Source organism: Streptomyces sp. GbtcB7 (assembly GCF_019091445.1).
In the GTDB taxonomy this organism is placed as follows: Bacteria; Actinomycetota; Actinomycetes; order Streptomycetales; family Streptomycetaceae; genus Streptomyces; species Streptomyces mirabilis.
Window position 1 is genome coordinate 392,270 of sequence record NZ_JAGXJM010000002.1, and the last position, 22,413, is coordinate 414,682.

General features: G+C 68.9%; 19 protein-coding genes and 2 pseudogenes. 10 read left to right on the forward strand and 11 right to left on the reverse strand.

Annotated features, from left to right (window positions below; all coding sequences use genetic code 11):
• Nucleotides 1–8: 8 nt before the first annotated feature.
• Complete coding sequence (locus KVT44_RS04570; protein ID WP_217566184.1) at nucleotides 9–746, reverse strand: flavodoxin family protein; 738 nt, start codon at nucleotides 744–746, stop codon at nucleotides 9–11.
• Between the two features lie 163 nt (nucleotides 747–909).
• Between KVT44_RS04570 and KVT44_RS04575 the strand changes: the two genes are divergently transcribed.
• From KVT44_RS04575 to KVT44_RS57810, 6 genes and pseudogenes are all read left to right on the forward strand, one after another.
• Nucleotides 910–2,601, forward strand: coding sequence for an acetolactate synthase large subunit (locus KVT44_RS04575; protein WP_217566185.1), 1,692 nt, complete (start codon nucleotides 910–912; stop codon nucleotides 2,599–2,601).
• A gap of 151 nt (nucleotides 2,602–2,752) precedes the next feature.
• Nucleotides 2,753–2,833 (forward strand): annotated as a pseudogene (locus tag KVT44_RS60530) (hypothetical protein); the annotation flags it as partial.
• Entirely contained in the window at nucleotides 2,834–3,310 is a 477-nt protein-coding gene (locus KVT44_RS04580) for a hypothetical protein (protein ID WP_308313910.1), read from the forward strand.
• A complete protein-coding gene (locus KVT44_RS04585) occupies nucleotides 3,307–3,504 on the forward strand; it encodes a hypothetical protein (RefSeq protein ID WP_217566186.1) in 198 nt (65 codons plus the stop codon). Before KVT44_RS04580 ends, KVT44_RS04585 begins: the two co-directional genes overlap by 4 nt.
• Before the next feature lie 7 nt (nucleotides 3,505–3,511).
• Nucleotides 3,512–3,895, forward strand: a complete 384-nt coding sequence (locus KVT44_RS57805; protein WP_254648932.1) for a hypothetical protein — start codon at nucleotides 3,512–3,514, stop codon at nucleotides 3,893–3,895.
• Nucleotides 3,862–4,269 carry a hypothetical protein gene (locus tag KVT44_RS57810; RefSeq protein ID WP_254648933.1) on the forward strand — a complete coding sequence of 136 codons (408 nt, stop codon included), beginning with the start codon at nucleotides 3,862–3,864 and terminating at the stop codon, nucleotides 4,267–4,269. The genes KVT44_RS57805 and KVT44_RS57810 overlap by 34 nt, the downstream gene beginning before the upstream one ends.
• 3 nt (nucleotides 4,270–4,272) lie before the next feature.
• On the opposite strand, the pseudogene KVT44_RS57815 reads toward KVT44_RS57810, so the two are convergent.
• A pseudogene (locus KVT44_RS57815) lies at nucleotides 4,273–4,441 on the reverse strand (YjbQ family protein); the annotation flags it as partial.
• Nucleotides 4,442–4,911: 470 nt separating this feature from the next.
• On the opposite strand from KVT44_RS57815, the gene KVT44_RS04595 reads away from it, so the two are divergent.
• Nucleotides 4,912–5,304 (forward strand): hypothetical protein, encoded by a 393-nt coding sequence (locus tag KVT44_RS04595; RefSeq protein WP_217566187.1) that lies wholly within the window; start codon nucleotides 4,912–4,914, stop codon nucleotides 5,302–5,304.
• Between the two features lie 5 nt (nucleotides 5,305–5,309).
• The gene (locus tag KVT44_RS04600) at nucleotides 5,310–5,978 is read left to right on the forward strand and encodes a nucleotidyl transferase AbiEii/AbiGii toxin family protein (RefSeq protein ID WP_217566188.1); all 669 of its coding nucleotides are present in this window, start codon (nucleotides 5,310–5,312) and stop codon (nucleotides 5,976–5,978) included.
• A gap of 135 nt (nucleotides 5,979–6,113) precedes the next feature.
• Here KVT44_RS04600 and KVT44_RS04605 read toward each other — a convergent pair whose 3' ends face one another.
• From KVT44_RS04605 to KVT44_RS04615, 3 genes are all read right to left on the reverse strand, one after another.
• Nucleotides 6,114–9,581 (reverse strand): type ISP restriction/modification enzyme, encoded by a 3,468-nt coding sequence (locus KVT44_RS04605; RefSeq protein WP_217566189.1) that lies wholly within the window; start codon nucleotides 9,579–9,581, stop codon nucleotides 6,114–6,116.
• Between the two features lie 658 nt (nucleotides 9,582–10,239).
• The gene (locus KVT44_RS04610) at nucleotides 10,240–11,568 is read right to left on the reverse strand and encodes a class I SAM-dependent RNA methyltransferase (RefSeq protein ID WP_217566190.1); all 1,329 of its coding nucleotides are present in this window, start codon (nucleotides 11,566–11,568) and stop codon (nucleotides 10,240–10,242) included.
• Between the two features lie 139 nt (nucleotides 11,569–11,707).
• Entirely contained in the window at nucleotides 11,708–13,759 is a 2,052-nt protein-coding gene (locus KVT44_RS04615; RefSeq protein WP_217566191.1) for an APC family permease, read from the reverse strand.
• Nucleotides 13,760–14,140: 381 nt separating this feature from the next.
• On the opposite strand from KVT44_RS04615, the gene KVT44_RS04620 reads away from it, so the two are divergent.
• Both KVT44_RS04620 and KVT44_RS04625 read left to right on the forward strand, forming a co-directional pair.
• Nucleotides 14,141–14,812, forward strand: coding sequence for a TrkA family potassium uptake protein (locus KVT44_RS04620; RefSeq protein WP_054237133.1), 672 nt, complete (start codon nucleotides 14,141–14,143; stop codon nucleotides 14,810–14,812).
• Entirely contained in the window at nucleotides 14,812–15,489 is a 678-nt protein-coding gene (locus KVT44_RS04625; protein WP_217566192.1) for a TrkA family potassium uptake protein, read from the forward strand. The genes KVT44_RS04620 and KVT44_RS04625 overlap by 1 nt, the downstream gene beginning before the upstream one ends.
• Before the next feature lie 71 nt (nucleotides 15,490–15,560).
• Here the strand turns inward: KVT44_RS04625 and KVT44_RS04630 are convergent, their stop codons facing one another.
• The 6 genes from KVT44_RS04630 to KVT44_RS04655 all read right to left on the reverse strand — a co-directional run bounded on the left by KVT44_RS04630 (nucleotide 15,561) and on the right by KVT44_RS04655 (nucleotide 22,222).
• Nucleotides 15,561–16,328, reverse strand: a complete 768-nt coding sequence (locus KVT44_RS04630) for a DUF3159 domain-containing protein (RefSeq protein ID WP_075030584.1) — start codon at nucleotides 16,326–16,328, stop codon at nucleotides 15,561–15,563.
• Nucleotides 16,329–16,331: 3 nt separating this feature from the next.
• Entirely contained in the window at nucleotides 16,332–16,730 is a 399-nt protein-coding gene (locus tag KVT44_RS04635) for an OB-fold nucleic acid binding domain-containing protein (RefSeq protein ID WP_099920258.1), read from the reverse strand.
• A gap of 117 nt (nucleotides 16,731–16,847) precedes the next feature.
• Nucleotides 16,848–17,531 (reverse strand): response regulator, encoded by a 684-nt coding sequence (locus KVT44_RS04640; protein ID WP_054237129.1) that lies wholly within the window; start codon nucleotides 17,529–17,531, stop codon nucleotides 16,848–16,850.
• Complete coding sequence (locus KVT44_RS04645; protein ID WP_217566193.1) at nucleotides 17,528–20,065, reverse strand: sensor histidine kinase KdpD; 2,538 nt, start codon at nucleotides 20,063–20,065, stop codon at nucleotides 17,528–17,530. Before KVT44_RS04645 ends, KVT44_RS04640 begins: the two co-directional genes overlap by 4 nt.
• A 193-nt stretch (nucleotides 20,066–20,258) precedes the next feature.
• A complete protein-coding gene (locus tag KVT44_RS04650; RefSeq protein WP_217566194.1) occupies nucleotides 20,259–20,957 on the reverse strand; it encodes an ABC transporter ATP-binding protein in 699 nt (232 codons plus the stop codon).
• A gap of 86 nt (nucleotides 20,958–21,043) precedes the next feature.
• The gene (locus KVT44_RS04655; protein ID WP_075030588.1) at nucleotides 21,044–22,222 is read right to left on the reverse strand and encodes an alginate lyase family protein; all 1,179 of its coding nucleotides are present in this window, start codon (nucleotides 22,220–22,222) and stop codon (nucleotides 21,044–21,046) included.
• Nucleotides 22,223–22,413: the final 191 nt, after the last annotated feature.

Genomic DNA, 22,413 nt, shown 5'->3' on the forward strand with positions numbered 1-22,413 from the left:
TCGTGTTCCTACCGGTGCTCGGGGTTCTCGTAGTCGCGGTGGCAGCCGGCGTCCCACGCGGTGCGCTGGTTGCCGTATGCGGGAATGCCACCGAGGTCCTTCAACGCCCGGGCCAGGTGCAGCAGGTTCCAGGTCATGAAGGCGGTGTTGCGGTTGGTGAAGTCGTTTTCCGGGCCGCCCGAGCCGGGGTCGAGATACGAGGGGCCGGGACCCGCCTCGCCGATCCATCCGGCGTCCGCCTGGGGAGGGATGGTGTAGCCCAGGTGCTGCAGGCTGTAGAGGACGTTCATGGCGCAGTGCTTGACGCCGTCCTCGTTGCCGGTGATCAGGCAACCGCCGACGCGGCCGTAATAGGCGTACTGCCCGGCCTCATTGAGCAGGCTGGAGCAGGAGTAGAGGCGCTCGATCACCCGCTTCATCACGGAACTGTTGTCGCCCAGCCAGATGGGGCCGGCCAGCACGAGGATGTCGGCCGCCAGGACCTGCCGGTAGAGGTCCGGCCAGGCGTCCGTCTCCCAGCCGTGCTCCGTCATGTCGGGCCACACACCGGTGGCGATGTCGTGGTCCACCGCCCGGACGACATCGACGTGCACTCCCTGCGCGTCCATGACGCCGATGCTGCGGTCGATCAGCCCCTGGGTGTTGCTCGTCTCCGGCGAGCGTTTGAGGGTGCAGTTGATCACCAGAGCACGTAGGTCGTCGTACCGGGCCGGCGGTGCGTCGGTGGCGGGCGACGAAGCGGTCACACGGTCCTCCCAGAGCCCTGCCCCCGCACGGCGCACGGCGGCACGTCCACAACGGGATCCAGCGTGCGGGCCGACCGCGGCGGGCGCCACCACAACGCCTCCGAATGGCTCCGCCGGCGGCTGATGAGTGGCCGGGGCAGGCGGGCGTGCCTACGTTCGTCTCATGGGCAGCGAAGACGCGACCGGGTCGCGGGACACGGCAGCACTGGAGGACGTCGCGCACCTGTTGGTGCGTTGTCTGCGGGCCGAGGGCGTGGAGTACGTCTTCGGGATTCCCGGTGAGGAGAACATCCGCTTCGTCGACGCCCTGAACGGCTCCGGGATCCGGTACGTCCTGGTGCGCCACGAGCAGGCCGCCTCGTTCATGGCGGAGATCTACGGGCGGCTGACCGGCCGGGCCGGGGTGTGCTCGGCCACGCTGGGGCCCGGCGCGATCAATCTGCTGCTCGGCACCGCCGACGCCATGACCAACAGCGCGCCGATGGTGGCCCTGGCCGCGCAGGGGTCGCTGCGCCGTACCCACAAGGAGTCGCACCAGGTCATCGACCTGGTGTCGATGTTCGCTCCCGTCACCCAGTGGGCGGCCCAGATCGCGTGTCCGGACGCGGTGCCGGAGATGACACGCAAGGCGTTCAAGACCGCGCAGAGCGAGCGCCCTGGCGCCGTGTTCCTGGCGGTGCCGGAGGACATCGAAGCAGAGCGTCCGGCCGAGCCGCTGGCACCCTTGCAGATCGACGCGGTGCGCGCCGACGCGCCGTCCTCCTCCCAGATCGCGCGGGCGGTCGAGGTGCTCACCACCGCACGGCACCCCGTCGTGCTGGCGGGCCACGGTGCCACCAGAGCCGGGGCCTCGGCCGCCCTGGTGCGGTTCGCCGAGCGACTGAACATCCCGGTCGCGACCACGTTCCACGGCAAGGGCGTCTTCCCCGACGATCACCCGAACGCTCTCGGCGCGATCGGCTTCATGCGCCACGACTACGGCAACTTCGGCTTCGACGCGGCCGACGTACTGATCTGCGTGGGCTACGAGATCCAGGAGTTCGACCCGGTCAAGATCAACCCGAACGGCGACAAGCGGATCCTTCACGTGCACCGCTTCCCCGCCGAGGTGGACGCCCACTACCCGGTGGCAGTGGGCGTCAAAGGGGACCCCTCACAGGCGCTGGACGCACTGGCGGCAGCACTGCCCGACGGGCTCACCTACGACTCGGGAAGCAGCGAGAAGATCCGTACGCTGCTCGACGAAGAACTCCAGTACGGACGCGACAGTGACGCGTTCCCCCTGGTGCCGCAGCGCGTGGTCACCGATGTCCGCACCGCGCTGGACCGCCACGACATCGTGCTCGCCGACACCGGCGCCGGAAAGATGTGGATGGCCCGCCTCTACCCCACCTACGAACCGGACACCTGTCTGGTCTCCAACGGCCTGTCCACCATGGGGTTCTCACTGCCGGGCGCGATCGCCGCCAAGCTCGCCCGGCCGGACCGACGCGTCCTGGCGATGATGGGCGACGGCTCGTTCCTGATGAACTCGCAGGAACTGGAGACCGCCGTCCGCGAACGCGTCCCGCTGGTCGTCCTCGTCCTGGTGGACGAGGAATACGGTCTGATCACCTGGAAGATGGAACTCGAACTCGGCCGCCACAGCCATACCCGGTTCACCAACCCGAACCTGGTCGCCTACGCCGAAAGCTTCGGCGCACGCGGCTACGCGATCGAGTCCGCCGACCAACTGCTGCCGGTGCTGCGCCGCGCCCTCGACGACGACACGGTCTCCGTGATCGCCTGCCCGGTCGACTACTCCGAGAATCTGCGTCTGACCGACAGACTGGGCACTCTCCAGGGCCCGTTCTGACCGCACGCCCCGATGTGGCCGGTGCTGCGCACCCTCGTCGGTCGCACCGTGCGCGCCGTGTGGGCTCGCCACCACACGCCCCGACGGCGCGCGCTACGAGTTCGAGCACGACGCCGACCTGAGCCTGACCCGCGTCGCCGGCCCGCAGGGGCTGACCTGGAGCTACGCCTACGACGCGGTCGGCAACATCGTCTCCGAGACCGACTTCGACGGACGCACCCTGGCCTACCGGGTGGATGCCGCGGGCCGGCTCGCCGAGCGGGCCGACGCGCTCGGCGGCACCATCTCCTTCGTCCGCGACCAACTCGGCCAGGTGGTCCGCAAGGACGTCGACGGCCGGATGACGGACTACGCCTACGACCAGGCCGGACGGCTGCTGGAGGCGGTCGGACCGGACGGCGAACTCCGCTACCAGTACGACCGCCGGGGCCAGGTCAAGACCGAACTGGTCGACGGCCGCCCCCTCGTCCACACCTACGACGCCCTGGGCCGCCGCACCACACCGACCGGTCATGTCACGTCCTACTCCTACGGCGCCGACGGACAGCCCCACCGGCTCACCACCGGCGGCCGGCACATCGACTTCACCCATGAAGCCGTCGGCCGCGAGCTGGCCCGCACCTTCGGCAACGCGCTCACCGTGACGTCTACCAGTCGACGGGCACGGGCGGAAGACTCACGTTCCGGCAGGGCGAGGACGTCGTCGTGACCGACGGGCCCGGCACCACCCAGGGCCAGGCCATCACGGCGTACGGACCGTCGGGCATCAAGGGCGATTCCGGGGTGGGGGCGCTCGGCGGCAAACCCACGGACCCCGGTGCACCAGTGACCCACGAGGACATCGTGGAGGGCAGGATTCCTGCCAAGGGTGGCTCTTTGGCTCCGGCAGTGCGGATCAGATGAGGCAGGAATGACCATGAAACTGTCGCTCGGCGGCGACTGGCGCGCAACGGTGACGGACGATCCGCTGCACATCACCCCCCGCTTCGACGGCGGCTCCGTGCGCGTCATGCGCTACGCGGACGTGCAGGAACGTGAGGGGTTCTTCGTGGACACCTTCGGCAGCCGGCAGTGGCTGTGGGACGCGCCCGACGTCCTCCGGTTCGACCCGGCCGGCCGGCAACTGGTCGGGGCCGAGTTCCAGTTGCCGGAGGGGTCCGCCTCCGCCGAGGACGCCGCCCGCCTTCCCTCACGCCCACGGTGCGCCCGGGCGGGCTGCGCGCGGACGAGGTCCGGGACTTCCGGCATGAGATGTGCACGGTGCTGTGTCGCGTTCCCGGGGACGCCGTGCTGACCGGTCTGCGCGATCTCGAAGTCCTCGACGAGCCGCTGGGGGCCCGCATCGGCATCGCCCCCGACGTGGCGCTCCTCGTGCAGTACGGCAGCGTCGTCGGCTGGAGCCTCACCGACCCCGCGCGGTACCTGACCACCGCGTACGCCGACCCCGACCCCAACCCGCCGTCCCCGGCCACCCGTCGGCTGCTCAGCGAATGCCTGGACCTCGTCACCCAACCGGTGATTCTCGACGTGGACGACGGCGAACCGACCGCCCTGGCCCGCCTCCGCGCGGCCGACGAGGCCCTGCGCAACCAGCCCGAGGACCGCCACCGGGCCGACGCCCTGCTCTCACTCATCGCGAACCTGGTCGAGGACTACGGGAACTGGTGACGGTCAGCCGACGAAGCCGAGGCACACAGGTCGCTCGGGGGCGTCCTCGTTGGTGTCGACGAGGCAGATCGACCGCCGGGTGCCGAACTCCAGCCGGCCGCCGATGACCGGCACCATCCCGTGCGGGGAGGACGAGGACCGGACGGGCGTGGTCGCGGCAGTGGCGCGGAGAGCAAGGCTACGACGATGCCCACGCCGGACGTGGTGCACCGTCGTAGCCCGCCGCATGCAAGAGCCCCGCAGCCCCTCCCGCCTGACCGGCAGCCCCAGACACCCGGCGGGCCGCCACGGTCACCGGGCACACAGCCCTACCCACACCCACCCTGGCCAGGATCTATTTACGCGTCAGAGTCCCTCTTTGACTGGTTCGAGGATCGCCACGCACTCCACGTGATGCGTCATAGGAAAAGATGTCGGCCTGAACGAATCCCAGAAAATCCCTGTTCAGAGCCGGTTTCTCGACTCATCGTCCTTCGTGTAGACGCCCAGAGCGTCAAACGAGCGTCAAGGCCGAGAGTCCGTCCTGCTCAGGGCTGAGCAGACTGCGGCAACCAGCTCACCCGGGGATCCGCCCCCGCTCGCTCCGGACGCCAGCTCGCACATCATGACCCTCACAACGTCTCCGGCCGCCATAATGGAGTCATGCCCTCCAGCCCACAGCACCCCGCACCCACTCCGAGGGACGTCTCGGGCGCGGACGCCGAGGACCTCGCGCTGTACCGGGAGAAGTTCCGCCGCCGTCTGCCGGAGTCGCTGGACGAGCTGCACGGGCCGACCCACGGTGTCGTGGATCTGCCGCTGCACATGGCCTGGTCCGGAATGACCTCATACGACCTGGGTATGCCGCGCCAGCGTATGGGTCTGTACCGCACCGTCCTGCACGAGGGCCTGCACGACGACCTGCCCCGCTACCTCAACCAGGACCTGCTCCTCCAGCTGTGGCCGGTGCTGCGCACCCTCGTCGGCCGCAGCGTGCGCGCCGTGTGGGAAGACGCCTTCCCCCAGCTCGCCTCCCGCACCCGGGCAGCCGCGTGACGGACATGCCGGAGCTGCACACGCGGCTCCTGGCGGATGTGATCGCGCTCGGTTCCCCGTATCCACTGGTTCTCACCGGTGGATACGCCGTGCGGGCACACCGCCTCGTGAACCGCCCCAGCCAGGACCTCGACGTCGCCACCGAGAACCCGGCGCCCATGGCCGACATCGCCGCCACGCTCCGCGCTGGCCTGGAAGCCCGCGGCTGGGAGGTGCACGCGCTGGAGACCGCCCCGCTGTCCGCCCGATTCACCGTGGCTGACCCGGCCACCGGACAGGAGTGCGAGGTCGACATCCTCAAGGAGATTTTCTGGCGGCCGGTCGCCCAGAGCCCGTACGGGCCCGTCCTCGCGGAGGAGGACGTGATCGGGACCAAGGTCCGCGCGCTCGCCGACCGCGGAGCGCCCCGAGATCTGATTGACGTGTTCGCGGCCTCCCGCCGCTGGACAAATGCCGAGCTTGAGGAGTTCGGCCGCCGCCACGCCCGCGGCCGCTTCGAGCGCGAGGATCTTCAGGCGAACCTCATGGGCGCCGAGTGGACCGACGACGAAGCCTTCGCCGCCTATGGGCTCGAGGACGCCACCATCACCGCTCTCCGCACCTGGGCCGTGGAGTGGGCCGATGACCTCGCCACCCGTCTCCTCGAAGAGGCCGGTGATCCGGACACCGACTGATCTCGTCCGGATGAGATCACATCTGAAGGCGATCAGAGCAAGAGCCCGGAGATGCACACAAGATGGTGTCGAGACAGTCCCTCCCGCGGACGGCGTTCCGACGACCCACCCATGACACCGGGTCAGGCGCCAGCTCTACGGATCTTGTCGCTTCCTGTGGGCTGCCTGCGTAGCGCCGGTGCTTTGGCTCCTCCGTGACCGCGTCATCGGAGCAGTGGCCGGAGAGCCCCTCTCCCCGGTGAGTGGCCTGACGGCGTGCGGTTCGCGCGCCTCGATCCCCTCGGTCCCGGGGATGGGGTCGGTCTGTATCGGTGCGGGAGCGGAACGACGTGCGGTGTCCGGGACGGGCAGGACGTTCCGGCGCTGCAGCTCGGACACACTGACCAGCGGCGACATGAGAACACCTTCAAGCAGCTCATCCTGAGCCGACTGCAGCCCGACCAGATGCCACAGGACGGCGAGCACGTACTGGAGTTCCTCGCTCCAGGCGGGGCGCCACCGCGCGGGCCGAATGTGGTCCAGCTGACTGACGGCCCTGCGAGACGGCGGTCCCGTCCTGCGTTTCAACCAGCCGTCGAGAACGTTCTGTCCGCTGACCTGGTAATCCCGCATCTCTTGAGTCACCGGCCCGAAGATGCCCTGGCCGAAGTGGAGTTCGAGACCGTCGGGATCGTAGACAAAGCCCTCGGGCAGTTCTTCCCTGCCGACCTGCCTCCGGTACGCGATCACCGGCTGCGCGGTCGCCCAGACCTGCCCGGGCCCACCGGGCCTCCCCGCAACCGGGTCCACAAGCCTCTCTCCGAAAGTCGACGCCCAGATCACCTTCCGCCCGATACGCAGCGCCTCCGACCACAGTGTGGCGTCACCAGTGAGTGGTACGCGGACGCCGTTGGTGGTGAGTTCGTCGTCGAAGCGGGAGCGGAAACCGGGGTGAGCCGTTATTGCGGCAATGTACGCAGCCAAGTCCTCAGCGGTGACAGGCAGACCACCGAAGGAATTACGAAGGTGCGTGAGAAGGCCGGGGGTCACATTGGGGGTGCCGTCCTTCTGCAAAAGGGGGATTACCCGCCCACCACCCCAGCCGGCGAAGTGATGCATATCCGGCACCAGCGCGGTGAACAGAGTGGCGGGGCCGTCACCGAAGCGTTCAGAGTGCAGCTCCACGATGTGGATCTGCCCCTCGGCCCGGTTCTCCCAGAGCTCCGGCGAGCATCTGTCGAGGACCCTGTTGTCCGGAATGATCCACTGCCGATCGAAAGGGCGGAAGGCGACAGGCACCGGTTCCGGACACTCGGAGCCCGCCTCCAGCATCGACCGCCTTCGCTGCGCTGAGCCCGGAAGCGGCTTGACCTGTCGGTCGACGGTACGGCCCTGGGTCTCCCTGAACAAAGCACGCTTCTCGCCGATGTCCGTCTCGGCGGTCAGTCTCCGCCACCGGGAACGCAGCGTGTCGGGGTCCGGGGAGTAGACCCACGTCCGCTTCGGGAGAATGCCGGGCACTGTCCATGGCAGCAGATCATTCATTGCCGGATACGTGTCCCAGGCTCCGTGTGCCGCGGGCGTGAACGGGGCGTAGGCGTCCTGACGCACCGGACGCCACTGGTCGCTGTCCGGCCCGAGAGCCTCGAACTGCGCGTACTTCTCCTCACGGGTGCCGCCGTCCAGGGCGACGTACCTGATGCGGGCAGGTTCGGTGTCGGCCCTGCTGCGGACGAACACGGCGATCGCCAGTTGCTGCTGCACGCCTTCGAAGAGGCGTGTCCGCATCGGTGGCTGGATGCCCTCCGGGCTGAGGTCGATGATCCAGCCCTCCGAACAAGTCTCACGCAGGTACTTCCTCATCCCTCGGAAACCGGGCCCGCTGAGGAAGCCCGCGGTACTGATGAAGGCGACGATTCCGCGGTCTGACTCGGAACGATGCTGTTCGAAGACCTTGAACGTGGCCCAGCGCCAGAAGTAGACGTACAGGTTCTTAAGCTTGTTCTCGTGCACTCCGTTTATGCCACCGAGACGGAAGTCGTCAAGCAGAGGTGCTCGGTCGTCGCCCGCGCGGCCTTTCTCCACCCAGCCGCCCTCCCCCTCGGCTCTCTCCCGGTCCGGTGGGTTGCTGATCATGACGGTGACCTTCTGCTCACGCTTGATCCAGTCCGCCTTGCGGGTGTTCTCGACCAGCGGATCGCCATCGGACAAGAACGTGAAAAGGGTGGCCCTCTCGTACGGGTCCGCGAGGGTATCAGCGAGATGGAGTCGCAGATCGCCGAGTTGAGTGTCAGCATCCTGATCACGGAGGGTCTGGGTGATCCTCATCTGGGCGACCGCGTAGGCGGCCATCTGGCGCTCGAAGCCGATCAGCCGGCCCGCCAGCTGTTCCACCGCTTCGCCGCGGAAGCCCTCCCCGCGGCGGGAACGCTCTTCGGCAACCCTGTCGATAATCTCGCTGAGGAATGTGCCCGTGCCCATGGCGGGGTCGACGATCGTCACCTGTTCGTCGGCGAACCCCTCCGCGCAACCCAGGCGGGTGCGCAGCACGGCGTCGGTGAAGCGGACCATTTCCTTCACGAGACGGGGCGGGGTGTAGTACGTGCCGGAGCGCTTGCGCAGCTCACGGTCGTATTCCTGTAGGAAATTCTCGTAAAGATAAACGTGGGCGTCGGGCTTCTGGGCTCGGATCGCCTCCCAGTCGACAGCGTCAATGACCTGCACGAGCGTATCGATGCGGCGGGCGAACTCGACGTCCACCGTCTCCGTCAGCAGCTGGAGGGCTCGGCCCATGACCGTGTTCTCGGCCTTCAACTCACGGGCAACGTCACCGAAGTTACGGCCGGCGAGCGGTACGTTCTCGATACGGGCCAGCAGCAAGGCGAAGGCGATCGTCTGTGTGTAGCGGTCGGCGAAGAGGTGGTCGGGGTCCTGTCCATCGGTCGAGGGGAAGAGCACCTTGCTCCAGTGGTGCGCGAGAGCGGTGAAGGGCTTATGGACAGGCCGCCGGCTGCTGGGACAGTCTGGTGCTCTGCGTTCGAGGGCAAGCTGCTCCAGCACCTCCTCGCGCAGGTACTGGCACAGTGGAGCGATGGACGTCACCAACTGGCCTACGGAGGTGATGCGTTGCGGCTGCCATCCGAGAAACTCCCGCAGCAGATCCCGAAACGCCGCACCGTCGGCCTCACCGATACGCAACCGTCTGCCGGACCGGTAGAGATCACCGTCCAGCCGGACCGTGCGGAGGGGCCGCAATCCGCCTCGGTACAGGCACCAGGTGTGACCGTTGCTGTACATGACGTTAGGCAGCCGACGCATCAGCTCCCACTGCTCGCGGTCCCGCCTCGTGAAGCCGTCGGGTGTGACGTCGTGCCCAGGGGCCTTCAGCTCCAGGAAGCCAGTGATGCGCCCCGAGGTCTCCACCGCGTAGTCCGGACGCACCCGAGCCTCGGGCAAGGGGTACTCGGGGTGAAGGCGAGGACCCAACTTCCAGCGCGCACCGAAAGCCTCTACCAGCTTCGCCACCGGCAGGCTGATGGACGCCTCCGTGTCGCTGACCCGCAGACGCTCCCTGCACTCGGATCCAAAGTCCGCGACGAGAGCCCGTATCCACTCCTCCGGCACCTTGTCCCCCTCCAAGCTGTGGACTCGGGCGGTGGAACACCGCAGACACAGCTTGTTGGAGGCGAAGGGGCCGGCTCAGTGCGCACGGGGGGCGCGAACGAGGCACGGACGGCGCGTTCAGTGACTGCTGGGAAATCAGATGCGGGTGTTGGTCAGGAAGGGATCTCAATAGCCGACATGACCCCTGCCAGTGCGAGGCGTAATCGTAGAAGTACTCTCGGGACGCGACGGCGTTGCCATCGCCGACAGGCAGTTGGGCCTTCACATACACGCGCTTCAACGGATCCCTCCGGCGGGGAGGCACTCTCCGCGTGCCACTTCCAGTTGCTGCCGACGTGCTGAACTCCCTGATTCCGTCAGAGCAGCGACCCACAACAGTGCGTGAGTCACCGGGGCGGGCGGATGCCGCAAGACGCGACAGGTACGTCAGACGGACCGCTGGGAGTCAGCACCGCTCACGGAAACGATGACGCGGTTTCAGCACGAGCGTCGCCTGAGCGTCAATCGTGCGAAACCGGCGCCGGGAGCACGACACGGCTGCACACCGTCCGTGCCGGAAACCGCAGCTCAGAGGGCACAAGGCGGATGGTTCGCTGCCCGATGTGTTGTGCGGAGGGAAACAGGTCGAGGAAACCACCCGGACTGACGAAACCGCAGGTCAGGCACCCTTCGCCGCAGGCTCCAGAATCGCCACGCACTCCACGTGATGCGTCATCGGGAAGAGATCGAACGCCCGCAGCGTCCGCACCTTGTACCCGCCGTCGCGGAAGTACCCGAGGTCGCGGGCGAGCGCCGCCGGGTCGCAGGCGACGTAGGCGATGCGGCGGGCGCCCAGGGAGGAGAGGTGCTCTGCCGTCTTCTTGCCGGCGCCGGCGCGAGGCGGGTCGAGGACGATGAGGTCGACCTCGGTGATGCCGGTGCGCGGGAGGACCGACTCGACCTTGCCCTGTTCGATGCGGACCCGGTCGAAGGCGGTGAGGTTGTGCCGGGCGTCCTCGACCGCGCGCTTGCCCGACTCGATGCCGAGGACCGCGCCCTTGTCACCGAGGCGGTCCGCGAGGGCGCCCGCGAAGAGACCGACGCCGCAGTACAGGTCGAGCGCCATCTCGCCCTTGCGCGGCATCAGGCCCTGCATGACGGCCTTGACCAGGGTGTCGGCCGCCATCGGGTGGACCTGCCAGAAGCCGCCACTGCCGACACGGTACGTACGGCCGTCGGCCCGCTCGCGCACGAACGCGCGGCCGTGGACACGGTGGATGCCACCGTCGTGCTCCTCGACACGCATCACGGAGACGGGCTTGTCGAGTTCCACGAGGGGCAGGCGGGCGCCGGGGCGGGGCTCCAGGATGACCATGCGGTCCTGGGAGCCGGTCGCGGCGATCGCGTCGACCGAGGCCATGCCGGACCAGTCGCGCTCCTCGATGCCGAGTTCGCTCACGCCCGGCGCCGCGATCATGCAGTGCTCGATCGGCTCGACCTCGTGCGAGCGGTGGCGGCGCAGTCCGGCGTTGCCGTCCGCGTCCACGGCGTACTGGACGCGCGTGCGCCAGGCCGGGACCTCGCCGGCGGGCAGCTTGTCGCCCTCGGCGGGCATCACCGTGCCGTCCCAGCCCGCCTCCTCGGGCGTGAGGCCCGCGAGCCGCTGCAGCTGCTCGGCGATGACCTCCCCCTTGAGGCGGCGCTGCGCGCCCGGCTTGGCGTGCTGCCAGTCGCAGCCGCCGCAGCGGCCGGGTCCTGCGTAGGGGCAGGGGGCTTCGACGCGGTCCTTGGACGCCGAGAGGATCGTCACCGCGTCCGCACGCAGGTAGCGCGCGCCCTCCTCGCCCTCCGTGACACGCGCGACGACGCGCTCGCCGGGCAGGGCGTGCCGGACGAAGAGGACCTGGCCCTCGGCCGTACGGGCGATGCAGTGCCCGCCATGGGCCACGGGGCCGATCTCGACCTCGTACTCCTCCCCCACCAGCGATTTCTTCGGTTCTGCCTGCATGGCGGGGTGACTCCAGATGCGAAAGGGGATGAGAACGGGGTCGCGGAACCGCGAACGGCCGGACAACAGCCCACCAGTCTACGTGGACGTTGCCCGGCCGCTCACCACAAAGCCGTCAGCCCCTGCGGTCGCAGGGCCGTCAGCCCTTGGTGTTCGAGGCCTCCTTCGGGCGCTCCTCCGCCGGACCCCGGCGCACCGCACCCGGCGCGTTCCACTCCTGCCGCTTGCGGGCCCGGTTCCTCGCGACCTCCGAGGACTCCAGCTGGTAGGGCACGGAGGTGACCATCACACCGGGCGTGAACAGCAGCCGGCCCTTGAGCCGCAGCGCGCTCTGGTTGTGCAGCAGATGCTCGTACCAGTGGCCGACCACGTACTCGGGGATGATGACCGAGACCGCGTCGCGCGGGGACTCCCGGCGCAGGCCCTTCACGTACTCGATGACGGGCCGGGTGATCTCGCGGTACGGCGAGTCGAGGACCTTCAGCGGTACGTCGATGCCGCGCCGCTCCCACTCCTCGCGCAGGGCCTTGGTCTCGGCCGGGTCGACGTTGACGCTGAGCGCTTCGAGGGTGTCGGAGCGCATCAGCTTGGCGTAGGCGAGGGCACGCAGGGTCGGGCGGTGGATCTTGGAGATCAGCACGACGGAGTGCACGCGGGAGGGGCGGACGCTGTCGTCGGAGGGGCCCTCGGGTGCGGCGATCTCCTCGGCGACGCGGTCGTAGTGCTTACGGATCGCGCTCATCGTCGCGTAGAAGATCACCATGCCGAGCAGGGCGACCCAGGCGCCGTGGGTGAACTTGGTGACGAGGACGACGACCAGCACCAGGCCGGTGAAGAAGGCGCCGAAGGCGTTGATCGCGCGGGAGCGGATCATGTGGCTGCGCTTGGCCGGGTCCTTCTCGGTACGCAGGTGGCGGTTCCAGTGCCGGACCATGCCGGTCTGGCTGAGCGTGAAGGAGACGAAGACGCCGACGATGTAGAGCTGGATCAGCCGGGTCGAGTCGGCGCCGTAGATGACGACCAGGAGTGTGGCGGCGCCCGCGAGCAGGACGATGCCGTTCGAGAAGGCGAGGCGGTCACCGCGGGTGTGCAGCTGGCGCGGCAGATAGCGGTCCTGGGCGAGGATCGAGCCGAGCAGCGGGAAGCCGTTGTACGCGGTGTTGGCCGCGAGGAACAGGACCAGCGCGGTGGCGGCCGCGAGCACGATGAACAGGAAGCTGCCCTTGCCGAAGACCGCCTCGGCGACCTGCGAGATCACCGGGTTCTGGACGTAGCCGGAGCCGATCGGGACGCCGTTGTGGATCAGGTCGGTGGCCGGGTTCTCGGCCATCCGGACCTTGGTCGACATGGCCAGGGCGATGATGCCGCAGAACATGGTGACGGCGAGCAGGCCCATCGCCGCGAGCGTGGTCGCGGCGTTCTTCGACTTGGGCTTGCGGAAGGCGGGGACACCGTTGGAGATCGCCTCGACGCCGGTGAGCGCCGCGCAGCCGGAGGAGAAGGCGCGCAGCAGCAGGAAGACGAGCGCGAAGCCCGCGAGCCCCTGGTGCTCGGCCTTGATGTGGTAGTCGGCGGTCGGCGCGCGCATGGTGTCGTTCAGGACGAGCCCGCGGAAGGCGCCCCACGCGATCATGATGAAGACGCCCGCGACGAAGACGTACGTCGGAATCGCGAAGAGCTTTCCGGACTCCTTGACTCCGCGCAGGTTCATCAGCGTGAGCAGCACGATGACGACGACGGCGCACAGCACCTTGTGCTCGACCACGAAGGGAATGGCGGAGCCGAGGTTCTCGATGCCGGACGAGATCGACACGGCGACGGTGAGGACGTAGTCGACGAGCAGCGCGCTGGCGACGGTGAGGCCGGCCCTGGGGCCGAGGTTGGTGTTGGCCACCTCGTAGTCGCCGCCACCGCTGGGGTAGGCGTGCACGTTCTGCCGGTAGGAAGCGACCACCGTGAACATCAGCACGACGACCGCGAGCGCGATCCAGGGGCTGAAGTGGTAGGCCGACACGCCCGCGATGGAGAGGACCAGAAGCACTTCCCCGGGTGCGTAGGCCACGGAGGAGAGCGGGTCGGATGCGAAGACGGGGAGTGCGATGCGCTTCGGCAGGAGGGTTTCCCCAAGCCGGTCACTGCGCAGTGCGCGCCCGATCAAGATCCGTTTGGGCACGTCGGTCAGTTTGGACACGGAGAGGATCGTAAGCGTTCGAACGGGGGGTCGCCCACCCGCCGCTCGACATCTGCTCTCCGAGTGAAAACGGGGAGGGGCCCCGTTGCGGATTCCGCGGCCTCGCACTTCCGCATGCCTATATGACAAAGCCCCTGTTTGTCACACTATGGAGGTTCCATGCACGTGACCGCTGAGCTCATCGGCGCCACCGCAGGACTCATCGGCCTCGGAATCCTGACTCTTCTCAGCGTGCGCAGCTTCAATCGCCATTGATCCCCGAGAACGCACAGGCGAACGTGCACAGGGGTGCCCCTGATCGACCGCGCGTGTGTAGCTTGGGCGGCGGTCTGAGACCCTGTTTAGCCTGAGCCGTAACCATTTACATTCGGAAGGACGGTCGTGCACATCGTCATCATGGGCTGCGGAAGAGTGGGTTCCGCTCTGGCCCAGACCCTGGAGCAACAGGGGCACACGGTCGCTGTGATCGATCAGGACCCCACCGCCTTCCGACGACTGGGCTCCGGCTTCGGCGGCCGTCGTGTCACCGGAGTCGGCTTCGACCAGGACACCCTGCGCGAAGCGGGCATCGAGGAGGCGGGCGCCTTCGCCGCCGTCTCCAGCGGTGACAACTCGAACATCATCGCCGCCCGGGTGGCCCGCGAGATGTTCGGCATCGAGAACGTCGCGGCGCGCATCTACGACCCGCGCCGCGCCGAGGTCTACCAGCGCCTGGGCATCCCGACCGTCGCCACCGTCCGCTGGACGGCCGACCAGATGCTGCGGCGGCTGCTCCCCTCGGGTGCCGAGCCGCTGTGGCGCGACCCCACCGGCGGGGTTCAGCTCGCCGAGGTGCACGCCTCCGCCGCCTGGGTCGGCCACAAGATCAGCCGCCTCCAGGACGAGACCGGGGTGCGTGTGGCCTTCCTCACGCGGCTGGGCGAGGCGATCCTGCCCACCTCTCAGACGGTGCTGCAGGAGGGCGACCTGGTGCACGTGATGATGCGCACGGACGACGTCGAGAAGGTCGAGGCGTCGTTCGCCGAGGGCCCCGAAGAGGAGAGCGGTCACTGATGAGGGTCGCCATTGCCGGTGCCGGTGCCGTCGGTCGCTCCATCGCGGGCGAGCTCCTGGAGAACGGGCACGAGATTCTGCTGATCGACAAGGCGCCGACCGCCATCTCGGTCGAGCGCGTCCCGCAGGCGGAGTGGCTGCTCGCCGACGCCTGCGAGATCACCTCGCTGGACGAGGCGGCGCTGCAGCGCTGCAACGTGGTCATCGCGGCCACCGGTGACGACAAGGTCAACCTGGTCGTCTCACTGCTCGCGAAGACCGAGTACGGCGTCCCGCGCGTCGTCGCCCGTGTGAACAACCCGAAGAACGAGTGGCTGTTCAACGAGGCCTGGGGCGTGGACGTGGCGGTCTCCACCCCGCGTCTGATGTCGGCCCTGGTCGAGGAGGCCGTGAGCGTCGGCGACCTGGTCCGGCTGCTGCGCTTCAGCCACGGCGACGCGAACCTGGTCGAGCTGACCCTCCCGCCGGAGTCGGCCCTGGCCGGCACGCAGGTCGGCGACGTGGAGTGGCCCGAGGACACCTCCCTGGTCACGATCATCCGCGGCACCCGCGTCCTCACGCCCTCCCAGGAGGACTCCCTGGAGGCGGGCGACGAACTTCTCTTCGTCGCCGCCCAGGCCCGCGAGGAACAGCTCGAGGACCTGCTCTCGGTCCGCCGCGACGACGCGACGACCTAGTCGGCTCCGACAGCTCCGATACGACGTCGGGGAACTACGTGGTGCGGGGAACTACGTCGTACGGGAAACCACTACGCGTCGCGGCGGTGACGGCCGGCCGTGGCCTCGTCACCGGACTCGTTCCCGAGGGCGGCCTTGCGCTCCTTCTCGGCCTGCTCCTCCGCTTCCATCTCGGCGAACACGTCGATGGGGGCGGGGGCCTTGGCCAGGAACACCCAGGTCAGCCAGACGGCGAGGAGGAAGGGCGGGATCTTCAGCGCGATCAGGATCCAGCCCAGTTGCGCCGTGTTGGCCCACCAGTAGAGCGGGAAGAGGATCGCGCACTTGGCGAGCAGGATCAGGCCCCAGGCCCAACTGGCCTTCGCGTACGCCTTCTTGCGGCCGGGGTTGCGGGTACGCCAGGAGAGGTTCTCCTTGAACACCGGGCCGAGGATCAGACCGATCAGAGGCACGCCCGCGAGGGTCGTGACGATGTACGCGATGGCCAGGCCGAGCGTGTAGAGCATGCCCGGCAGATAGAAGTCCTTGGCATTGCCCGTCATCATCGCGAAGACCACGCCGAAGGCGACGCCGAAGACGCCGCTGAAGGCGTGCTTGACGGTGTCGCGCATCGCGAGGCGGACCACGACCAGCAGCAGGGACACCCCGAGGGCGGCGATCGCCGACCAGTGCAGGTTCTTGTTGATCGTGAAGATGGTGACGAACAGCAGGCCGGGCACCACCGTCTCGACCATGCCCCGCACGCCGCCGAACGCCTCGAAGAGTGCGGCCTCGGTCACCGCCCGCGCATCCTGCTGGGCGGCCTGGGCGTCTTCGGTCGGCTTGTCGAGCGACGTCACCGGCTACTCCCGTCCAAGGGGTCTGAGTTCGTACTTCGGATTGAACAGCACCCTACGGCCCCGGCTCATCGAGATCCGGCCCGAGGCGATCAACTTGCGTCCCGGTTCTATGCCCACGATGGAGCGTCTGCCGAGCCAGACCACGTCCAAGGCGGCCGAACCGTCGAACAGCTCGGCCTCCAGGGCCGGGACTCCAGCCCGTGGGCGCAGAGTGACCGTGCGCAAGGTACCAGTAACCGTGACGATCTGTCGGTCGTGGCAGTCACCGATCCGCGTACAGCCCGCGGTCTCGGCGTCCTCGCGCAGCTCCTCGGACTCCAGGTCCTGCTGGGACGAGGAGAGCCGGTCGATCATGCGCCGGAACCGGCCCGCCGGCTTTTCGGAACGAGGAACAGCACTCATACCGAAAGCGTACCGGGGAGCACTGACGTCGGATGAACGCGTGCGCCCACCAGTGCTCTTTCGCGCACCTGTGCCCTTCCTGCATCCCTACCCGCTCTGTACCCCTTCCCGCGGGGACTACTTCTCGAACCGATATCCCATCCCCGGCTCCGTGATGAAGTGCCGAGGATGCGAGGGATCCACCTCCAGCTTGCGGCGCAGCTGCGCCATGTAGACCCGCAGGTAGTTCGTCTCGGTGCCGTACGACGGTCCCCACACCTCCTGGAGCAGCTGCTTCTGGCTGACCAGGCGGCCGGTGTTGCGCACCAGCACCTCCAGCAGATGCCACTCCGTGGGGGTGAGCCGTACGTCCCGTCCCTCCCGGTTGACCTTCTTGGCGGCCAGGTCGACCGTGAAGTCCTCGGTGTCGACGACGACGTCGTCCTCGCCGCCCCCGGTCGGCTCCGCGCGGCGCACGGCGGCGCGCAGCCGGGCCAGCAGTTCGTCCATGCCGAAGGGCTTGGTGACGTAGTCGTCGGCGCCCGCGTCGAGCGCCTCGACCTTCTCGTCCGAGGAGTGCCGGGCCGAGAGCACCAGGATCGGCACCCGGGTCCAGCCGCGCAGCCCCTTGATCACCTCTACGCCGTCCATGTCGGGCAGCCCGAGGTCGAGAACGACGACATCGGGATGGCGGGCGGCGGCGAGCTGGAGCGCGCCGGCGCCGTCGGCGGCCGCGTCGACCTCGTAGTGCCGTGCCTTCAGGTTGATCACGAGGGCACGTACGATCTGCGGCTCGTCGTCGACCACGAGCACCCTGGTCATGAAGCCTGCCTTTCTGCTGTTGCCGTGGCCAGGTCGGGCAGGCTGTCCACCGCCCGGACCGTGAGCACCATGGTGAGTCCGCCGCCAGGCGTGTCCTCGGCGTTCAGTGTGCCGCCCATCGCCTCGGCGAAGCCGCGGGCGACCGCGAGGCCGAGGCCGACGCCCGCGCCGCGGGGAGCGTCGCCGTAGCGCTGGAAGGGCGCGAAGATGCGGTCCTTGGCCTCGTCGGGGACGCCGGGGCCACGGTCCACCACCCGCACCTCCACCCGGTCGGCCATGGCACTCGCCGCGACCAGGACCGGTTCGTCGGTGGGGCTGTACTTGACGGCGTTCTCGACGAGGTTGGCGACCGCGCGCTCCAGCAGACCGGGATCGACGGCGACCATGGGAAGCGTCTCGGGGATGTCCAGCTCGGCGCTGCCCTCGGGTACGCCGCCCAGCGCCATCGGGACCACCTCGTCGAGGTCGATCTCGCGGATCAGCGGGGTGACCGTGCCGGTCTGCAGGCGGGACATGTCGAGCAGGTTGCCCACGAGGTGGTCGAGCCGGTCGGCGCCCTCCTCGATCGCCTCCAGGAGCTCCGCCTGGTCCTCCTCCGACCAGGCCACGTCGTCGGACCGCAGCGAGGACACGGCGGCCTTGATCGCGGCCAGCGGGGTCCGCAGGTCGTGGCTCACGGCGGCGAGCAGCGCGGTGCGGATGCGGTTGCCCTCGGCCAGCTCCTTGGCCTGGTCGGCCTCGTGCTGGAGGCGCTGGCGGTCCAGGACGACCGCGGCCTGGGCGGCGAAGGCGGCGAGCACCCGGCGGTCGGAGGCGGGCAGGACGCGTCCGGAGAGCGCGAGCGCCATGTGGTCGCCGACCGGCATGTCCACGTCCGCGTCCTCGGGCCGCTTCGGCGACCGGGGGCCCACGCTGCCCGCGCACGTCCACGGGTCGACGTCGCCGGCCCGCTCCAGCAGGGCGACCGACTCCATGCCGAAGGTCTCCCGGACCCGTTCCAGCAGGGCTTCCAGGCTGGTCTCGCCGCGCAGCACGCTGCCCGCGAGGAAGGAGAGGATCTCCGACTCGGCGCGCAGCCGGGCCGCCTGGTGCGTACGCCGGGCGGCGAGGTCCACGACGGAGGCCACGGAGACGGCGACCCCGACGAAGATCGCGATGGCGACGATGTTCTTCGGGTCGGCGATCGTCAGCCGGTGCAGCGGCGGTGTGTAGAAGTAGTTCAACAGCAGCGAACCGAAGGCCGCCGAGGCGAGGGCCGGGAAGAGCCCGCCGAGCAGCGCCGCCGCGACCGTCACCGTCAGGAACAGCAGCATGTCGTTGGCGAGGCCGAGGTCGATGGTGTTCAGCAGGAGAGCCAGCACCACCGGGCCGCCCACGCCGACCAGCCAGCCCCAGATGATCCGGGAGCGGCCGAGCCGCGCGCCCCGGGCGACCGGCAGGCCGCGCCCCTTGGCGACCTCGTCGTGGGTGACGATGTGGACGTCGAGGTCGGGGCCCGACTCCCGGGCGACGGTGGCGCCGACGCCGGGCCCGAAGACGTACTGCCAGGTCTTGCGGCGCGAGGAGCCGAGCACGATCTGGGTGGCGTTCACCCCGCGCGCGAAGTCGAGCAGCGCGACCGGTATGTCGTCCCCGACGACGTGGTGGAAGGTGCCGCCCAGGTCCTCCACCAGCGTGCGCTGGACCGCCAGTTCCTTGGGCGAGGCGGAGGTCAGTCCGTCGCTGCGGGCTATGTAGACGGCCATGACCTCGCCGCCCGCGCCCTTCTCCGCGAGCCGGGCGGCCCGGCGGATCAGTGTGCGCCCCTCGGGACCACCGGTCAGCCCGACCACGATCCGCTCCCGCGAACCCCAGATCTTCGAGACCCGGTGCTCACTGCGGTACTCGGTCAGGTACTCGTCGACCCGGTCGGCGACCCACAGCAGCGCCAGCTCGCGCAGCGCTGTGAGGTTGCCGGGCCGAAAGTAGTTGGACAGGGCCGCGTCGACCTTGTCGGACTTGTATATGTTGCCGTGCGCCATACGGCGACGCAGCGCCTGCGGCGACATGTCGACCAGCTCGATCTGGTCCGCCCGCCGTACGACCTCGTCCGGGAGGGTCTCGCGCTGCCGTACGCCCGTGATGGACTCCACGACGTCGCCCAGTGACTCCAGGTGCTGGATGTTGACGGTGGAGACGACGTCGATCCCGGCGGCGAGCAGCTCTTCCACGTCCTGCCAGCGCTTGGCGTTCCGGGAGCCGGGGACATTGGTGTGCGCGAGTTCGTCCACCAGGGCGACGGCCGGGGCGCGGAGCAGTACGGCGTCCACGTCCATCTCGGTGAAGGCGGAGCCGCGGTAGTCGAGATGCTTGCGCGGAACCTGCTCCAGGCCGTGCAGCATCACCTCGGTGCGCGCCCGGTTGTGGTGCTCCACGAAGGCGACGACGCAGTCGGTGCCCCGCTCGACCCGGCGGTGCGCCTCGGAGAGCATCGCGTATGTCTTGCCGACGCCCGGTGCCGCACCGAGGTAGATCCGAAGCTTGCCGCGTCCCATGGCCCCATTGTCTTCCTGTCACCGCTGTATACGCAGCGTCGACCTTACGGCCAATAATCTCGACAAATGGGGTGGGGAGTCGGCCGACGGCCGTCTTTGACGCAACCCTGATGCGTCGCTCGACACAACCCGGATGCGCCGGTCGACACAACCCGGATGCGCTGGTCCGGGCCCTGTCGGCCCGGCACTCGGCTCAGTGCTCGACGATCCCTCCGTCGCAGAGCTCCAGGACCCGATCGGCCAGGTCGAGCGGGGTCGCCCGGGAGGGGGCGATCAGCGCCGTGACCTGTTCGCCGTGGACGAGTGTGTGCAGCAGCTCCATCAGGGCACGGCCGGTCCCCGCGTCGAGTCCGGCCGCGAACTCGTCGGCGACGAGGAGCGCGGGGTCGCCCGCGAGGGCGCGCGCGATCGCCACGCGCTGTTGCTGCCCGCCGGTGAGCTCTCCGGGTCGGCGCGCCGCGTGGTCGGTGAGTCCGACGAGGGAGAGCAGCCGCGCGATCCGCTCCTCGCGCGCGTGCTCCGCGACCCCGCGCAGCCGCAGCGGCACACCGACGTTCTCGGCGACGGTGAGCAGCGGGATGAGCCCGAGGGGCTGGAAGACGAAGCCGATCCGGTCCCGGCGCAGTTCCAGCAGGCCGTCCTCGCCGAGCCCCTCCAGTGCGAGCCCGTCGACGGTGATCCGCCCCGCGTCCGGTTCGTCGAGCCCGCCGACCAGGTTGAGGAGTGTGGTCCTGCCGGACCCGGGGCGGCCGGTGAGGACGACGAGTTCGCCGCGTGGCACGTCGAAGGAGACTCCGCGCAGGGCGGGTACGACGTCGGCTCCACCGCCGTACCAGCGATGCACGTTCTCGACGCGCACCATGGTCTTCGTGGCGACCTCGACCTGGCTCATGTCCCTCCCCGGTCCGCCGGGCGATTGCCTCCCCCGCCGTTCGGGCGCCCCGGTGACGGCACCGGGGCGCCCGGCCGGAGAGGGCGTCAGTTGGGGTTGTCCCCGTCGGTGAGAGTCTCCCAGGCGACGAAGAGGTTGTTGCTGCCGGACGGCCGGTTCTGCTCGGTCAGCTTCTGGGTGTTGGTCATGGCGATGCCCAGGCGGTTGTGCAGGGCGTTGTAGCCGGTCTCGGTCACCGGACCCAGCCCGAGGGTGAGGGAACCACCACACAGCCAGCTCGGCACCGCCTCGCCCAGCTGGTACTTCGACTGGAATCCGAGCGCCTGCCGCAGCCGCTCGCCGACATCGGTGCCATACAGGTCCTCGCCCTGGATCCGGCTGGTCTCGGCGATGTGCGAGATGGCCGAGATGCCGTACCCGGTGTGCGTGAAGTCGCGGCAGGTCTCCTGGGTGAGCCCGGTGACGAAGGTGGACTGCCCCTGCCAGTAGTTGACGATCTTCGCGGTGGTGTCGAGGTTCTGGCTCGGCACGGTCTTGGGCAGCGCGCCGTCGGAGGAGAGGTAGATGTACGCGGCCGTACGGGTCCGGAACTTCGCGATGGCCTTGTCGTACGACGTCCGGTCCTCGAGGAAGACGGAGATGCCGACGGCGGCCTCCATCATCGACAGTTCCCAGTTCCCGTTGGAGTTGGAGCCGTTGATGACCTCGGGGAGGTAGACGGTGCGCAGCATGGTCGCGAAGCGGCCGGAGTTGGCCCAGGTGCCGGTGTAGGTGTACTTGATGAGCTCGGCGGCCTTGGGCCAGGAGGAGCCGGCCCAGCCGGTCTGCAGGGGCGCGTTGCTGTTGGTGTGTTCCTTGATCACGGCGGACCAGGCGTCCATCAGGGCGATCGACTTCTTCGCGTACCGGTCGTCGCGGGTGATGTACCAGGCGAGGGCGTCGGTGTACGCGGCTATCGCGTCCTCGCGCTCGTCCGTGCAGCCGTAGTTGGGGTTGGAGTAGGAGCCGCACTCCACGGTCGCGCGGGGCTTCGGGACGCGGTTCAGGTCGGCGTACTTGCTCGCCATCATCTGGTCGTACGCGGCCTTCCAGGGCTGGGCCCCGGCGTTGACCTGGGTGCGGGCGAAGTCCAGCTGGCTCTTGGAGACCGTGACTCCGGGGTGCGCGAAGGTGACGGGGGCGGCGTCGGCCTGTCGGGCGGCGGGCCAGACGAGGGCGCCCGCGACGAGGGCGGTGACGGTGGCGAGGAGTGCGGTACGGCGCATGCTGGGGGGCCATCCGTTCTCGTATGTGAACGATGAACGCCTGCATGAACTTAGGCGCTGGGCCGAGACCATAGGTACAGACCAACTGGCCGTCAAGGGATCGCGCACGAGAACCCGCCGAGGGTCCGCGCACACGACAGGGCCGCACCCCATGGAGGGATGCGGCCCTTTGAAGCCGTGTGGCTGTTCTG

Bases quoted from the DNA above. Each gene is read 5' to 3' on its own strand.
- KVT44_RS04640 (WP_054237129.1), bottom strand. From the start codon at position 17,531: ATGACCAGGGTGCTCGTGGTCGACGACGAGCCGCAGATCGTACGTGCC.
- KVT44_RS04645 (WP_217566193.1), bottom strand. From the start codon at position 20,065: ATGGGACGCGGCAAGCTTCGGATCTACCTCGGTGCGGCACCGGGCGTC.
- KVT44_RS04650 (WP_217566194.1), bottom strand. From the start codon at position 20,957: ATGAGCCAGGTCGAGGTCGCCACGAAGACCATGGTGCGCGTCGAGAAC.
- KVT44_RS04635 (WP_099920258.1), bottom strand. From the start codon at position 16,730: ATGAGTGCTGTTCCTCGTTCCGAAAAGCCGGCGGGCCGGTTCCGGCGC.
- KVT44_RS04595 (WP_217566187.1), top strand. From the start codon at position 4,912: ATGCCCTCCAGCCCACAGCACCCCGCACCCACTCCGAGGGACGTCTCG.
- KVT44_RS04575 (WP_217566185.1), top strand. From the start codon at position 910: ATGGGCAGCGAAGACGCGACCGGGTCGCGGGACACGGCAGCACTGGAG.
- KVT44_RS04600 (WP_217566188.1), top strand. From the start codon at position 5,310: ATGCCGGAGCTGCACACGCGGCTCCTGGCGGATGTGATCGCGCTCGGT.
- KVT44_RS04625 (WP_217566192.1), top strand. From the start codon at position 14,812: ATGAGGGTCGCCATTGCCGGTGCCGGTGCCGTCGGTCGCTCCATCGCG.
- KVT44_RS57805 (WP_254648932.1), top strand. From the start codon at position 3,512: ATGACCATGAAACTGTCGCTCGGCGGCGACTGGCGCGCAACGGTGACG.
- KVT44_RS04610 (WP_217566190.1), bottom strand. From the start codon at position 11,568: ATGCAGGCAGAACCGAAGAAATCGCTGGTGGGGGAGGAGTACGAGGTC.
- KVT44_RS04655 (WP_075030588.1), bottom strand. From the start codon at position 22,222: ATGCGCCGTACCGCACTCCTCGCCACCGTCACCGCCCTCGTCGCGGGC.